The 15,521-nt window shown below is 66.1% G+C and carries 9 protein-coding genes, 2 tRNA genes and 1 pseudogene; 9 read left to right on the top strand and 3 right to left on the bottom strand.

Annotated elements, in window-relative coordinates; genetic code table 11:
* Nucleotides 1-67 precede the first annotated feature (67 nt).
* Nucleotides 68-1,127 (bottom strand): annotated as a pseudogene (locus ABD225_RS09275) (IS3 family transposase); the annotation flags it as partial.
* Between the two features lie 139 nt (nt 1,128-1,266).
* On the opposite strand from ABD225_RS09275, the gene thrS reads away from it, so the two are divergent.
* From thrS to ABD225_RS09230, 9 genes are all read left to right on the top strand, one after another.
* On the top strand, nt 1,267-3,261 hold the full coding sequence (gene thrS / locus ABD225_RS09270; protein WP_344083966.1) for a threonine--tRNA ligase: 1,995 nt from the start codon (nt 1,267-1,269) through the stop codon (nt 3,259-3,261).
* 115 nt (nt 3,262-3,376) lie between these two features.
* Complete coding sequence (locus tag ABD225_RS09265) at nt 3,377-4,618, top strand: putative glycoside hydrolase (RefSeq protein WP_344083963.1); 1,242 nt, start codon at nt 3,377-3,379, stop codon at nt 4,616-4,618.
* A 99-nt stretch (nt 4,619-4,717) separates the two neighbouring features.
* Complete coding sequence (locus ABD225_RS09260) at nt 4,718-5,212, top strand: hypothetical protein (protein WP_344083960.1); 495 nt, start codon at nt 4,718-4,720, stop codon at nt 5,210-5,212.
* 281 nt (nt 5,213-5,493) lie between these two features.
* Entirely contained in the window at nt 5,494-7,629 is a 2,136-nt protein-coding gene (gyrB, locus tag ABD225_RS09255; RefSeq protein WP_344083957.1) for a DNA topoisomerase (ATP-hydrolyzing) subunit B, read from the top strand.
* A 123-nt stretch (nt 7,630-7,752) separates the two neighbouring features.
* Entirely contained in the window at nt 7,753-10,497 is a 2,745-nt protein-coding gene (gene gyrA / locus ABD225_RS09250) for a DNA gyrase subunit A (RefSeq protein WP_344083954.1), read from the top strand.
* The gene (locus tag ABD225_RS09245) at nt 10,494-10,928 is read left to right on the top strand and encodes a DUF3566 domain-containing protein (RefSeq protein ID WP_344083951.1); all 435 of its coding nucleotides are present in this window, start codon (nt 10,494-10,496) and stop codon (nt 10,926-10,928) included. Before gyrA ends, ABD225_RS09245 begins: the two co-directional genes overlap by 4 nt.
* An 84-nt stretch (nt 10,929-11,012) precedes the next feature.
* Nucleotides 11,013-11,086 (top strand) — tRNA-Ile (locus ABD225_RS09240).
* 52 nt (nt 11,087-11,138) lie between these two features.
* The gene (locus ABD225_RS09235) at nt 11,139-11,306 is read left to right on the top strand and encodes a DLW-39 family protein (protein ID WP_344083948.1); all 168 of its coding nucleotides are present in this window, start codon (nt 11,139-11,141) and stop codon (nt 11,304-11,306) included.
* A gap of 33 nt (nt 11,307-11,339) precedes the next feature.
* Nucleotides 11,340-11,415, top strand: a tRNA-Ala gene (locus tag ABD225_RS09230).
* A 441-nt stretch (nt 11,416-11,856) separates the two neighbouring features.
* Here ABD225_RS09230 and ABD225_RS09225 read toward each other — a convergent pair.
* Both ABD225_RS09225 and ABD225_RS09220 read right to left on the bottom strand, forming a co-directional pair.
* Nucleotides 11,857-14,427, bottom strand: a complete 2,571-nt coding sequence (locus tag ABD225_RS09225) for a S8 family peptidase (protein WP_344083945.1) — start codon at nt 14,425-14,427, stop codon at nt 11,857-11,859.
* Nucleotides 14,428-14,468: 41 nt separating this feature from the next.
* The gene (locus tag ABD225_RS09220) at nt 14,469-15,425 is read right to left on the bottom strand and encodes an AAA family ATPase (RefSeq protein ID WP_344083942.1); all 957 of its coding nucleotides are present in this window, start codon (nt 15,423-15,425) and stop codon (nt 14,469-14,471) included.
* Nucleotides 15,426-15,521 lie beyond the last annotated feature (96 nt).

The following is a 15,521-nucleotide window of genomic DNA, read 5'->3' as shown; positions in this document are numbered from 1 at the left end:
GCGATTCCGACCACCGCCCGCGTCAGGCAGCCACCCCCCAGGGGTCCGATTGGCCGGTTAACAGGCAGTCACCGACCGACCCGACCGAGGCGTCGATCCCGGCCTCGAGCAGGCGCTCGGTCAGGGCGATGGAGACGTAGTGCGACCCGGCATCGGAATGACTGACCAGCCCGGACAGGTCGGTGACGCCCTCGTTGGCGCGGGTGAAGATCGCGTGCTCAAGGGCGTCCAGGACCAGCGGGGTGGTCATCCGGGTGGCCACCCGCCAGCCGATCACGCGGCGGGCGAAGGCGTCGACGACGAAGGCGACATAGACCATCCCGGTCCAGGTCGGCACGTAGGTGAAGTCGGCGACCCACAACCGGTTCGGGCGAGCCGGGGAGAAGTCCCGTTCGACCCGGTCCACGGGCCGAGCCGCGGCCTCGTCTGGGATGGTGGTGCGTGGCTTCTTGCCGTACCGCGCTCCTTCCCAGCCGTGCTCGCGGTACAGGCGCTCGATCGTGCAGCGCGCCACGTCGTGGCCCTGCCGGCGCAGGTGCAGCCACATCTTCCGGCTGCCCAGGGCCGTCAGCAGCCGGCTGGACTCGCGCGCGTCCCGGATCAGCTCAGTGACCTGGCCATCGCGCAGGACGCGCTTGGTGGGAGCCTTGTCGATCCACTCGTAGTAAGTCGAGGGCCGGATCGTCACCCCGTGCTCGGTCAACACATCGCACAAGGGCTCGACACCCCACCGCAGGCCGTCACCGACTCGGTGGTCCTTGTGCTCCCCCGCAAGCGGGGGCACCCCAAGGTGATGAAGGCGATCACCATCGCCCGGGCCGGTCGAGCTCGGCCGCGAAGAAAGGCTTGGCAGCCTTCAGGATCTCGTTGGCTCGCCGTAGCTCGGCGACCTCACGTTTGAGAGCCTTGATCTGCTCATGTTCGGCCGTGGTCATCCCCGGCCGTGACCCCGAGTCGACCTCGAAGCGGCGCACCCACTTGCGGAGCGTCTCCGCCGAGCCGATCCCCAACTTGGCGGCCACCGACCGGATGGTCTCGAACTCACTCGGGTACTCATCCCGCTGCTCGGCAACCAGCCGCACAGCACGCTCCCGAAACGCCTGGGAGTACTTCGACGGACGTCCCATGACCTACATCCTTCCAACGGATCAGGTCTCCGGACTTGCCGGGAGGGGTCACCGTGCCGATTCAAACTACAGTTGACGGCGGCCCTCGATCTGCGGGCCGGACTGCATACGCCCCCACCCAAGACCAGGAGACCCGCCCGTGGCTGCCCAGATCACCGTCCATATCGCCGGAAGCGAGCGATCGGTGCCGGAGCAGACCACCGCGGCCGACCTCTTCGCTGACGATCGCGCCGTGCTGGTCGCCCGCGTCAACGGCCAATTGCGCGATCTCGCGCACGTTCTCGCCGAGGGCGACATCGTCGAGCCCGTGACGGCCGCCGAGCAGGATGGGCTCGATGTGTTACGGCACTCGACGGCGCATGTGCTCGCGCAAGCGGTCCAGGAACTCGACCCGCAGGCCCGCCTCGGCATCGGCCCGCCGATCCGCGACGGCTTCTATTACGACTTCGACGTCGAGACGCCCTTTAACCCCGAGGACCTCAAGGCTCTCGAACGCGTCATGCAGCGGATCATCAACGAGGGTCAGACCTTCCACCGCCGCGAGATCTCCGACGCCGACGCGCTCGTCGAGCTCGGCTCCGAGCCCTACAAGTGCGAACTGATCGGCCTCAAGGGCGGCGCCGCCGAAGACGCCGCCGAGGGAGCGGGCGTCGAGGTCGGCGGCTCCCAGCTGACGATCTACGACAACCTGCGCAAGGACGGCTCGCGGGCATGGGGCGACCTGTGCCGCGGCCCGCACGTGCCGAGCACCAAGGTCATCGGCAATGCCTTCAAGTTGATGCGCTCGGCCGCAGCGTATTGGCGAGGCTCGGAGAAGAATCCGCAGTTGCAGCGGGTCTACGGCACGGCCTGGCCCAGCAAGGAGGACCTCAAGGCCTATCTGGACCGGCTCGTCGAGGCCGAGCGCCGCGACCACCGCAAGCTCGGTGCCGAACTCGACCTCTTCTCCTTCCCCGACGAGATCGGGTCCGGCTTGCCGGTCTTCCATCCCAAGGGCGGGATCATCAAGCGGGAGATGGAGGATTACGTCCGGCGCCGGCATATCGAGGAGGGTTTCGAGTACGTCGGCACTCCCCATATCGCCAAGGAAGGGCTCTTCTACACCTCCGGGCACCTGCCCTATTACGAAGAGGGAATGTTCCCCCCGATCGGGTTGGACAGTGGGGACTACCGCCTCAAGGCGATGAACTGCCCCATGCACAACCTCATCTTCCGCTCCCGCGGCCGCTCCTACCGGGAGTTGCCGCTGCGGCTCTTCGAGTTCGGCTCGGTCTATCGCAACGAGAAGTCCGGCGTGGTCCACGGCCTGACGCGGGTGCGCGGCTTTGCCCAGGACGACTCGCACTCCTATGTCACGGCGGAGCAGGCCCCCGACGAGATCAAGCACCTGCTGGACTTCTGTCTCGGGCTCTTCCGCGACTTCGGCCTCGACGACTTCTATCTCGAGTTGTCGACACGCGATGACAGCAAGCCGGAGAAGTTCATCGGCTCCGACGAGCAGTGGGAGATCGCGACGACGGTGCTCGAGGACGTCTGCAAGGCCTCCGGCCTCGAACTGGTCCCCGACCCCGGGGGCGCGGCCTACTACGGCCCGAAGGTCTCAGTCCAGGCGCGCGATGCGATCGGTCGCACCTGGCAGATGTCGACGATTCAATACGACTTCAACCAGCCGGAGCGGTTTGGGCTGGAATACCAAGCGGCCGATGGCACGCGCAAGCAGCCGGTGATGATCCACTCGGCGAAGTTCGGCTCGATCGAACGCTTCGTCGGGGTCCTCACCGAGCACTATGCGGGAGCCTTCCCGGTGTGGCTATCGCCCGTCCAAGTTCTCGGCGTGCCGGTCGCCGAAGACTTCGAGCCGTACCTGCGCGATGTGCTGGATCGTATGCGCCGCAAGGGTATTCGCGTCGAACTCGATGCCTCCGATGACCGCTTCCCCAAGAAGATCCGCAACGCTAGCAAGGCCAAGGTGCCCTTCATCCTGATCGCCGGCGGTGAGGACCAGGCCGGCGGCTCGGTCTCCTTCCGCTACCGCGATGGCAGCCAGGAAAATGGCGTGCCGATCGAGGACGCCATCGCCAAGGTGCTGGACGCGATCGAGGCCAAAGCCCAGGTCGGATCAGCGCCGGTCTGACCTGCGCAGGTCTGACCTGCGCACTCGCTTGCCCGTTTTTCCGCCGAATCCGGCTCGCCCCGGCTACCGTTGCGCCAGCGGTCGCAGGGGTGGCCGGACGGGGAGGGGAATCGCGATGGCGCGAATCGTTGCGGGAGTGCTCGGGGCGGGACTGGCCCTCTCGGTGGCAGGGGGTGCCGCGAGCGCGACCCCACGGCATACCTCGGCCACCGGGGAGGTGGGAGCGGCGGCTGGCGCGACGGCGAGCCGGGCAGGCAGCAACATCCTGCGGCTGTGGGTGCCGGAGTTCATGGGCCGTGGGCACGGGCCGTATACCGATGCCGAGCTGACCGCGATGGCCAAACGCTTCTCGATGATCGTCACGATGCCCAAGAAGTTCACCCCGAAGATCGCCTTGATGAAGAAGGCCAATCCGGCCCTCGAACTCTCGGTCTATCGCAATGCCACCTTCGCGACCGGCGCGCTTCCCGAGGCGACCTATGCGCACACGGCCGCTGGCGAACGCATCCACTCGCTGAAGTGGCCGACGACCTACCTGATGGAGCTCGACAGCCCTGCTTGGCACAAGCAGATCGCGACGACCTGCACGAATATGGTCGCGGCGAGCAAGTACGACTACTGCTATCTCGATGTGCTCGGCAATGGCCCGCTGATCTCGGGCGACTATATGTCCGGGGTTCCGGTGCACGCCGACGGGCGCGCGTGGACCGCCAACGAGTGGATTTCGTATGCCGCCCAGATCTCCACGAGCGCGGCGACGGCCCTGGGCCGGCCGCAGTATGGCAATGGCCTGGGCACGGGCGAGCGGTACTTCACCGCGCGCTATGCGAGTTGGCCGCTGGTCCCGCCGAACAAGCAGGTGGCGGCTGAGGGCTTCGCCCGCAACGCTCGCGGCGATATCAACCTGTTCCTCACCGAGGCGCTCTGGAAGCAGGACGTCGACATGATTGTCGATGCCGAGGCGCGCGGGAAGGGCATGATGACGATCACCAAGCTCTGGGTTCCCGCGACCGAAGCCCAGCGCAATCGTTGGCACGAATACACGCTGGCGACCTTCCTGCTCGGTACTGGGGGCCGCTCGATGTTCTGCTTCCTGCGCAGCGAAGACCCGACCTCGGTCGAGATGGATCACCCGTACAACACCATCGACCCCGGTCAGCCGACGACGGCCTACCGGAAATGGCAGGGCGTCTATCGCCGGGACTTCACCAAGGCGCTGGTCCTGGTGAATCCGACGACGACCGACCGCAAGGTTGCCCTGCCGCGGAGCTATCGAACGCTCGGTGGCGGCACCGTCCAGGGCACGATCACGGTGCGACCGAACACCGGGCGCGTCCTGCGGGTGCCGGGTGGTTAAGAACTTTACTAAAGCGTTATCCACGATGCCTTGACGAATCATGGCAGGGTCGTTGGCGAGCCGGCCGGAGGGGGCCGGCGCTCCCACGAAAGGACCCCCATGTTTCGCACGCTCGCATCCTCCGCGCTCGCCATCGGAACCGGCCTCGCGGGGCTGGCCATCGCGACCCCCGCGCGGGCCGTGACCACCGCGCCGAAGGCGCAGCACTGCGTCGTCAGCGTCGAGACCGGCGCCTCGCTCGGCTGCTACACCAGCCTCGCGGCGGCCGACCGTGCCGGGTCGACCGAGCGCGCGCCGCTCCTGGTCCTCGCCCGGCTCTTCGACCGCACGGGGTATGACGCCCGCGGCGCCACCTTGACCGTCAAGGGCAGCCGCGCCTGCACCGCGTCCACCGGCAACCTTGACCTCGGTCTCACCAACCTGGGGGCCTTCGGCTTCGACAACCGGACCTCCTCGTTCTACACCCGCAACCGCTGCGACCTGCGCGGCTACACGGGCTACTACTTCGGCGGCACCGGCTTCGCGAAGTACCAGGACGCCGACGTCCAGCTCGTGAAGTTCAACAACAACCTCTCCTCGATCAAGCTCTCCTGACGGAGCCCGCCGCCAGTCCAGATCGGGAAACACGCCGAGCGCGAACGCCTGCGCTCGGCGTGTTCCCCGATCTCGACGTGAGCGAGGGGGGCCATCCCGGGAAGGGGCCCTGAGGCCGCTGGCGAGGCGCGGTGCGTATTCCTCCACCAATGCGGGGCTGCGCGACGGGGAAATCGGCCCCCACGGCCCGGCAATGCGGTGGTTGTCGGTCTGAGCGGATAAGATTTGGGGGATAACAGCGCCGACGCACCACCTTTAGGGATGCGCCGGGAATCCGCCCGATGAGGAGCACCGTGGCCACCAGCCCCGACGTCACCCCTGCCAACGAATCGGAGGAGGTCGCGCCCGAGCCGCAGGCGCCGGCGAGCCCCCCTCCGGCGGCCGAGTTGCCGGCATACGACGCCAGCGCCATCACCGTTCTCGAGGGTCTTGAGGCGGTCCGCAAGCGCCCTGGCATGTACATCGGCTCCACCGGCGAGCGCGGGCTACATCACCTGGTCTGGGAGATCGTCGACAACGCCGTGGACGAGGCGCTCGCGGGCTTCGCCGACACCATCCTGGTCACGCTGATGGCCGATGGCTCGGTCCGCGTCAAGGACAACGGGCGTGGCATCCCGACCGACATTCACCCCACGGAGGGCGTGAGCGCCGTCGAGTTGGTGCTGACGCAATTGCACGCCGGCGGCAAATTCGGCGGCGGGGGTTACAAGGTCTCCGGTGGTTTGCACGGTGTCGGGTCCTCGGTCGTCAACGCCCTGTCCACGCGGATGGATGTCTGCGTGCGCCAAAAGGGTCACGCCTTCCGGATGTCCTTCGACCACGGCGTGCCCACCGGCCCGCTGGAGCAGCAGGAGGAAACCGACGCCACCGGCACGACCATCACCTTCTGGCCCAATGCCGACATCTTCGACACGATCGACTTCGACTACGAAACGATCCGGGCCCGCTTCCAGCAGATGGCCTTCCTCAACAAGGGCCTGTCCATCACGCTGATCGACGAGCGCATCCCGGTCGTCGAGGACGATGAGGTCGACCTGGACAATCTCGACGACGACGTCCAGGAGGTCGTCGACACCGAGGCGGCCGAGCAGGGCCACGCCGTCACCGCCACCAAAGCCAAGACCGTCACCTATCGCTATGACGGCGGGCTGGTCGACTATGTCTCCCACCTTGTCGGCTCCAAGAAGTCGGACCCGGTGCACCCCGAGATCATCAGCATCGAGGTCGAGGATGCCGCCCGCAGCCTCAGCCTGGAGTTGGCGATGCAGTGGACCACCGCATACAGCGAATCGGTGCACACCTATGCCAACACGATCAACACCCACGAAGGCGGCACCCACGAAGAGGGTTTCCGCGCCGCGCTGACCAAGCTGGTCAACGACTTCGCCCGCAAGCAGAACCTGCTCAAGGAGAAGGAAGAGAATCTCACCGGCGAGGACGTGCGCGAGGGTCTGACCGCCGTCATCTCGGTCAAGCTCGGCGAGCCGCAGTTCGAGGGGCAGACCAAAACCAAGCTCGGGAACTCCGAAGTCAAGGGCTTCGTCCAGCGCGCGATGACCGACGAATTCGGCGCCTGGCTGGAGCGCAATCCGGCCGGCGGCAAGGAGGTCGTGCGTAAGGCGATCCAGGCGGCGACGGCGCGGATGGCGGCCCGCAAGGCCCGCGAAGCCACCCGCAAGCGGGTCTTGGAGTCCGGCGGCCTGCCGGGCAAGCTGCGCGACTGCCAGGCCAAGGACCCGGCCGTCTCCGAGGTCTTCATCGTCGAGGGTGACTCGGCCGGCGGCTCAGCTGTGCGCGCCCGCGAGTCCTTCAACCAGGCGATCCTGCCGATTCGCGGCAAGATCCTGAACGTCGAGAAGGCCCGGATCGACAAGATTCTCGCCAACCAGGAAGTCCAGGCGCTCATCTCCGCCTTCGGCACCGGGATCGGCGAGGACTTCGATATCGAGAAGGCTCGCTATCACAAGATCATCCTGATGGCCGATGCCGATGTCGACGGTATGCACATCCGGACCCTGCTGCTGACGCTGCTGTTCCGCTTTATGCAGCCGCTCATCGAGGCGGGCTACGTCTACCTCGCCCAGCCGCCGCTCTATCGGATCCGCTGGACCAACCACACCCACGAATTCGCCTTCACCGACCGCGAGCGTGACGGCCTGGTCGCCCAGGGGCAAGCCGAGGGCTGGCGACTGCCCAAGGAGAACCCCATCCAGCGCTACAAGGGTCTGGGCGAAATGGACTGGCAGGAGCTGCGCGAGACCACGATGGACCCGGCCGAGCGCACCCTGCTCCAGGTCACCCTCGACAATGCCGCCGCCGCCGACGAGATCTTCTCGATCCTGATGGGCGAGGACGTCGAGTCGCGCCGCTCGTTCATCCAGCGCAACGCCCGTGATGTCCGTTTCCTCGACATCTAGCTTCTTCTGCATTGGTCTCCTCATCGGCTCGCCGGACCCGCTGCGCTTCGCTGCAGCGGCTCCCGCTCGCCGATCGTCGACAAATGCGTTTGACCTCCAAGCCTTCTCCCGCAAGGAACCGAAATGACTGACGTGCCACCCGAGGGCAACGACGCGATCGAGCCGATCGACCTGAACGTCGAGATGCAGCGCAGCTATATCGAATACGCCATGAGCGTGATCGTGGCGCGGGCGCTGCCGGACGTGCGGGACGGCTTGAAGCCGGTGCACCGCCGGATCATCTTCGCGATGTGGGATGGCGGCTACCGCCCCGACCGCGGCTTCAACAAGTGCAGCAGGGTCGTCGGCGATGTCATGGGCAAGTACCACCCGCACGGTGACAGCGCGATCTACGACACCCTCGTGCGCCTCGTGCAGGACTGGGCGATGCGCTACCCGCTCGTCCAGGGCCAGGGCAACTTCGGCAGCCCGGGCAATGACGGAGCGGCCGCACCGCGATACACCGAATGCCGAATGGCGCCGCTGTCGGTGGAGATGGTGCGCGATATCGACGAGGACACCGTCAACTTCGGCCCGAACTATGACGGCAAGGAAAGCGAGCCGACGGTTCTGCCGTCGCGCTTCCCGAACCTGCTCGTCAACGGCAGCGCCGGCATCGCGGTCGGTATGGCGACCCAGATCCCCCCGCACAACCTGCGGGAAGTCTCCGAGGCCGCGCAGTGGATGCTGGCGAACCCCGACGCCCCGCGCGAGGAGCAGCTCACCGAGGTCATGGCGCGCATCAGCGGCCCCGACTTCCCCACCGGCGCGCTCATCATGGGGCGGCGCGGCATCGAGGACGCCTATCGCACCGGGCGCGGTCTAATCTCGATGCGCGCCGTGGTGACGCTCGAGGAAATCCAGAACCGCACCTGCCTGGTGGTCACCGAACTGCCATACCAGGTCAACCCGGACGCACTGGCACAAAAGATCGCCGAGCAGGTCAAGGACGGCCGGCTGCAGGGGATCGCCGACATCCGCGACGAGACCTCCGGTAAGAACGGCCAGCGCCTGGTCATCGTGCTCAAGCGCGATGCCGTCGCCAAGGTCGTCTTGAACAACCTGTACAAGCACACGGCCCTGCAGTCCACCTTCGGCGCGAACATGCTCGCGCTCGTCGATGGCGTGCCGCGCACCCTGCCGATCGACGCCTTCATTCGCCACTGGGTGGACCACCAGATCGACGTGATCCAGCGGCGCACGGCATACCGCCTGCGCAAGGCCGAGGAGCGCATCCACCTCTTGCGCGGCCTGCTTAAGGCGCTCGACCGGCTCGATGAGGTCATCGCCCTGATCCGCGCGTCGCGCACCGTCGAGGAGGCCCGCACCGGCCTGATGGCGCTGCTCGAGATCGATGAGCGGCAGGCCCAGGAGATTCTCGATATGCCGCTGCGCCGGCTCGCGGCCCTGGAGCGGCAAAAGATCGTCGAGCAGCACGACGAGATCGAGGCCGAGATCCTGGACTTCCAGGACATCCTGGCCAAGCCCGGCCGTCAGCGCACGATCGTCTCCGAAGAACTCGCCGAGATCGTCAAGAAGTATGGCGATGACCGCCGCACCGAGATCGTGCCCTTCGACGGCGATATGAACATGGAAGACCTCATCCCGGAAGAGGATGTCGTCGTCACCATCACCCGCGGCGGCTACGCCAAGCGCACCAAGGTCGTCGAGTATCGCTCACAGCGGCGGGGCGGCAAGGGGGTGCGCGGGGCGGCGCTGCGCGGCGAGGATGTGGTCGACCACTTCTTCACCACGACCAGCCACCACTGGCTGCTCTTCTTCACCAACCTCGGGCGGGTCTATCGAAGCAAGGCGTATGAACTGCCCGACGCCGGTCGCGACGCCAAGGGTCAGCATGTGGCGAACCTGCTCGCTTTCCAGCCAGAAGAGAAGATCGCGGCCGTCCTGGCGATCAAGGACTATGCCGCCGCGCCATACCTCGTGCTCGCGACCCGGGGCGGCCTGGTCAAGAAGACCCGGCTGGCGGAGTTCGACAGCCCCCGCAGCGGCGGCGTCATCGCGATCAACCTGCGTGACGGCGACGAACTCGTCGGCGCCGGCCTGGTCGACAATGTCGACGACCTGCTCCTCGTCTCGCGCAAGGGCCAGTCGGCGCGCTTCGCCGCCGACGACACGCAGCTGCGCCCCATGGGCCGTGCCACCTCCGGGGTCACGGGTATGAAGTTCCGAGCCGAGGACTCTTTGCTCTCGATGTCGGTCATCCCGGACGGCACCGATCCGGATGTCTTTGTGGTCTTCGAGTCCGGTCTGGCAAAGCGATCCAAGGCCTCGGAATGGACCCGCAAGGGCCGCGGCATCCTCGGCGTGGCCGTCGCGAAGCTCAGCGACCGGGGCGGCGACATCGTCGGCGCGTTGACGGTCGAGGAGGGCGATGAGGTGCTGGTCGTCATGGAGAGGGGCAATATCGTCCGCTCCAGGGTGTCCGAGGTGCGGCTGACCGGTCGCAACACGATGGGCGTCTCCTTTGCCACGCCGCGTGCGGGCGACTCGATCGTCGCTGTCGCGCGCAACCCCGAGCGGGTGGTCGACGAGGCCGAAGCGGCGGAGGCTGCGACTGCCGAGGCGGCTGCGGCCGAGACGGAGGCTGGCGATGCGGAGTCGGGTGGCGCGGCTGGCGGGGCGGCGGAAGCCGGTGCGACACAAGGCGACTCCGGGCTGGCCGAGGGCGAGCCGGGTGCTGGCGACGGGGCCGACGAGGTGAGCGAACGGCATACGGACACCACGGGGGATGCAGCCCTCGCCCAGGGCGAGGCGGTAACGTCTGCTGAGGACGAGCCGTCCGCCGACGAGACCGGAGGTCAAGAGTGAGCGCCAGCGCCAACCAGGGCACGGCCGCCGTCGCGCCGCGCCCCACCGCGCCGGCGCCGCGCCCGCCGGTCCGCCGGGTGCGGCTTACGGTCTCGCGGGTCGACCCGTGGTCGGCGATGAAGGTCAGCTTCCTTGTGGCGATCGGCCTCGGGATCGCGACCGTCGTGATGATCGCGGTGTTGTGGATGCTGTTGTCCGGCATGGGTGTTTTCGACCAGATCAACTCGATGATCGAAAAAATCATTGGTGACGCGAACACCAAGTTCGACATCATGGACTTCGTCGGGTTCGGTCGCGTCGTCTCACTGTCCGTCGTGCTGGGTGTTGTCAACGTCCTGCTCGTCACGGCGATGTCGACGCTCGCGGCCTTCTTGTACAACGTGTGCGCATCGCTGGTCGGCGGACTGCAACTGACCCTCACCGACGACTGATCGACCAGCGACCGCGTTTTGGCCGGGCGCGGGCGCGTGAGGTAACCTCATGCGTCGCGACCGGTAACCGGCCGCGGTGCAAGCGGGCCTATAGCTCAGACGGTTAGAGCGCTTCCCTGATAAGGAAGAGGTCACAGGTTCAAGTCCTGTTAGGCCCACCCCATCGTCCGCCCCACGCCCGGTGCGGGCCGGTTTGTTAGGGGAACAACCATGAAGAAGTGGCTGCTGGTCATCGCGACCGCCGTCGGTGCAAGCATCGTGAAGAAGAACATCGACAAGACCAAGTCCGACAAGGACCTGTGGTCCGAAGCGACCGCCCCCAAGCCCGAGGCCCCGGCCAAGGACGCGTGGGCCTCCGCCACCGACGCGGCAAACTGAATCTTCCTCGCGCGCAGGGTTATCGCGCGCACCGGGGCCTTGGCGCAATTGGTAGCGCACCTGCTTTGCAAGCAGGGGGTTAGGGGTTCGAGTCCCCTAGGCTCCACCACACAAAACCCCAGTTCAGACCCGGTTTTCGTCCTTCGATCAGCTACTCTAGAAATCACCTTCTCAGACGCTGTGGGGGAAGTGTGGGGGAAGGGATGCGCCACGCGCTACGCCTGCCCGGCGTTTGCGAGTGCACCCATGGTCGGCCGGCCAGTCCGACGCGGAGCTGTCCATCACCTGCGGTTGAGTGTGAGATGGTCCCCTCGTGTCCGAGGCAACGGCGAGGCCGTCCATGTCGTGCGGCGAGGGCTCAGTGCAGGGCGCCGGGCACCCGGTCGGGCCATCCGTCTTACGGCCAGTTGGACGTGTTCTGTACGAGCTGCCACATTGCATTCCCGACATCCCCTTCGAGGACTTCGAGGACATGGATGTCGTTTCTGAACGAAACCGGCGAACGCCGAACGAGTTGCGCACGCCCGACCGGCGCCACACCCGGTTGGGGCTATTGCTGGAGCCGCGGACGTGCCTGGGTGCGTGCACGCGCCTGCAGATGAGTTCGGACCTCGTCGTGGATAGTCGCTGACGTCGTGATTGCGGTCTCGACGGAGGCGACGAGCCCGTAGCGGATCATCTCCCCTGCACGTAGCCGTTGCGCATCGTCCATGCACTCGACGCGGATCGGGAGCGCATCTCCCTCATTAAACACCAATGCTCGGGCACCCTCGATGACCTCGTGCTGGACGCTGCCCCGTCGCACCGCGTTGTGCTCAGCGTCAATACGTGAGCCTCCGGTGTCCTTGTCGAGAAGCCTTTCAAAGAACACCTTGGCGCCACGGTAACGCGTGAGCTGCCCCACGGTCGGGGCGAAGAACGCCAGCGTGACCGTGAAGCGGTGCCACTCTGCTTTCGCTCGCAGCGAGACAGGCAGCGGAATGCTGTAGGTGTGTAGCTGGTCCCGACCAATCGAACCCCCGGCGATTAGGACGGCGCGGTTAGTCGCGGCCGTGCCGACGCGCTCGCGGCGGAGCGATCCGTATCCGAGAAGGGCGGTGAGCTCACGGCGTGCGTTGTTCGTGTCGAGCGCGAGTAGATCTCTCAGATGGGCCTCCTGATCCCCCCAGGTACTCGTATGGACCAGAAGGGCCTTGGCTAGCACGGGGTGATAGAGGGCGTCGGGGAAGGCAAAGTCCTCTTCTGCGAGGGGCCCGCGCTCGAGTGCCTCGAAGACGGCGTCGGCCTCTCGTGTCACCAGGGCTGCGGCGTTGCTGGTGCCGTAAGTGAATACGGTTGCGTCGGACACGCCGCCGCTCTTGGGCGCGGCTACCTGCATTCCGGGGCCCGACAGCCCAGTCCGCGCGAACGCTAGCGCGACCTCGTCTTCGGTGTCGTCCTTCGGCAAGGGGCGTTCGAAGAGCGCCCGGCCCCCGGCGTTGTAGATGTCTGGCTTGATCGAGCGTCCAACGCCTGGTCCAACGGCGCTGTACAGCGCTGGTGCACCAGGCGCAAGCAGATCCCAGACCGAATCGGGAAGGGCTGGGTCAGCGCCGTCGTCCGCGTGGGTGGCACCTACGGTTAGTCCGTTGAGCGCATCTCCCGGCGGTAATATGCCGCGCAGCCTGCTGGTCGCACGCGCGGCCTTCACTGCCTCGGCCGCGGCTGTCTCGGCAGATCGTGCTGCATGTGCCGGGATCGTGACCGGTGAATTGAAGTGGTTGCCAGCGCTGACAACGAATAGGAGGTTGTACTTCACTGCCAGCCAGTCAAGAAGCTTGCCGAGGGGGCTCATCCTGCGCACCAGTGCGCGGGATTCCGCACCAATCGAGAGGTTGACGACGCGGACGCTGGGTGCAGCCGCTGGCTGGCTTCCATCCCCTTCGACAATTCGGCGAACCGCTCGGTGAAGGAGATCGGTGAGTAACTCATTCTCGAGGACTACCTCGTGTCCCGCGAAGACCGGGTGAGGTTGGAGTATGGGTCGAACGTACAGCGGACGGCGTAGTGGCTCGTTGGGTCGGGACAGATCGCCATGAAGAATCAGCGAGGCCATCGCGGTTCCGTGGTGACGCGCGGCGACCGGGTAGGTGATGCCCAAATCGTCGGGATCATCGATAACAAGCCTTCCGGCCAGCGCGTCGTGGTTTGCGTAAGGGAGTCCGTCCAGAAGGGCGATCCGCGGCAGACCCTCAACCCGCCCGGCACCCCCTACGGCGGTATTGCTGGTGGGATCCGCTCCAGGGCCTGCGACCGACATTGGTGTGTAGGGGCTGACGAACATGATCTCGTCAGCGTTGAGGAGTTCGACCGCCGAGGCGCCGTCGCGGAGGATACTGCTGACCTGCTGTACCGGGATCTCCGCGAGCAGCGCGTGGTACCCGATCTCGCCGATCTCGGCGCGGTTCAGGACGCGCCCACCGGCGTTAACGATGAGACCTGTCAAGCTCTCTTCCGCAGAGGCGCGCTGCTGCTCGTTTCGGCGGTACCACAGTTCTACCTCGATGGGCAGTGTGCTGATCGACTGCCCGGCAACCGCGAGCCGCTCGCGCCAGACCTCGAGGAGTCCGGTGTCCCGAATCCGGTCCTCTGCTCCCCACCGCCGGATCGCGCGCAACTGCGAGAACGCGGCCTTGAAACGGCCCAGGCCACGCTGGAAGGTGATGTCAGGGGATTCTTGCCAGCGCTGGAACAGACTGACTAACTGCGTTACGGCGGTGGCGTTCGACATAACCAGGTAAAGGGAGTGTTGGACCTTGCGATCGGTACGAGTGCCCTGCTGCGACATATGGAAGTCGTCGTCCGGCTCCGAATCCTCGTCCAGGAACTCGGAGAGGAACTCAAGGCCTTCCACGTACTGGATCGCGTTGCGGAACTCCTGGACGGAGCCGGCGAGGTCGAATACCAAGACGAGTTCGGGATCAACCTCATCGACCTGTCCGTCAGAGATGACAGCTCGTTCGGCATCGAACGCCTGGACAAGCGCCTGGAACTGCGGCGTCAGCCGCTCACCCTGTCGCGCTGCCGGGGGTGTGGCGAGACGAGGGGGGTTCCTGTTCGGCTGCCGCGAGCGCTCGCCCACATCCGGCGCTCCTAGCGCGAGGAGTGGTCGAGGGTCGCCCGTCACTCCGTGGCCTGAGCGTGCCAGTGCTCAAGCCGCTCCCTTACTATCCGGCGCAGGTCCGCATCGGGTGCCTCCAGCACGGCTCGACGTCGAACATCCAGGGCAAACTCTGCCAACTCCGCGAAACTGGACCCTGCCAGCTTGTCGGCGATGGTGCGCGGTGCGTACCCGAGGTCGCCCCCGAGGCGCCGCTGGAGGCGCTCAAGGTAACGAGTGGCTTGGGCCCGCGAGGGAGGCGGAAGCTCGGCCCTGATCTGAAAGCGTCGCCACGCTGCTCGGTCGAGGAGCTCACCATGGTTGGTAGCCCCTATGAGGATGACGTGGGCGGGCACCCGGTCGATCTGCAACAGCAGTGTTGAAACCACCCGTTTGATCTCCCCGGTCTCATGCTCGTCGGCGCGTTCCTTGGCGATGGTGTCAAGCTCGTCGAAGAAAAGTACACACCGACGGGTGCGGACAAACTCGAAGGCGTTATCCAGCCTTGCAGCTGTCTCACCCAAGAAGCTGGAAACGATTCCTTCGTAGCGGATAACGTAGAAGGGGAGCATTAGCTCGGCGGCCACGGCCTCGGCGACGCTCGTCTTGCCATTGCCGGGCGGCCCGGAGAGTAGGATCCGGTTCCGAGGCTCGATGCCGTAGCTGCGCAGCAACTCGGAGCGTTTCTGCTCCTCAATGAGTTCGTCCACAACGCGTCGGGAGACGGGTGTCAGGTCCAAGTCGCCGAGACGTCGCTGGGGGACGATCTCCTGAACGAGGTCGCGCACCGCGGTAGCGCGGTCGTCGCGTGCGGTTCCCGTCCCTACGGTGGTGATGAGCTCAGAAAGGCGGTCCGCCAGTAGGTGGTGCTGCTTTCCCCGTTCTTCCGCGATGACCGCCTCAACCAGCGTGCGGAAGCGGTTACGGTCTCCGCGACGTTCGGCCTCAACCAGGTCGAGTAGAAGGTCAGATCGCGCCACGTTTCCGGCCCTCCTTCGCCTAGTCCAACGCTCTAGGTCATCGTAGTCACGATGCGACGAGGGTACCTGCAAGTGCCGACGTTGACGTGCCGATGT

Source organism: Nostocoides veronense (assembly GCF_039531185.1).
GTDB lineage: Bacteria > Actinomycetota > Actinomycetes > Actinomycetales > Dermatophilaceae > Nostocoides_A > Nostocoides_A veronense.
The sequence above is the reverse complement of the archived record's forward strand: the minus strand, read 5'-3'. Positions and strand labels throughout refer to the sequence as shown.

Excerpts from the sequence above, each read along its gene's own strand:
- ABD225_RS09265 (WP_344083963.1), top strand. The coding sequence starts at position 3,377 with ATGGCGCGAATCGTTGCGGGAGTGCTCGGGGCGGGACTGGCCCTCTCG.
- ABD225_RS09260 (WP_344083960.1), top strand. The coding sequence starts at position 4,718 with ATGTTTCGCACGCTCGCATCCTCCGCGCTCGCCATCGGAACCGGCCTC.
- gyrB (WP_344083957.1), top strand. The coding sequence starts at position 5,494 with ATGAGGAGCACCGTGGCCACCAGCCCCGACGTCACCCCTGCCAACGAA.
- gyrA (WP_344083954.1), top strand. The coding sequence starts at position 7,753 with ATGACTGACGTGCCACCCGAGGGCAACGACGCGATCGAGCCGATCGAC.
- ABD225_RS09235 (WP_344083948.1), top strand. The coding sequence starts at position 11,139 with ATGAAGAAGTGGCTGCTGGTCATCGCGACCGCCGTCGGTGCAAGCATC.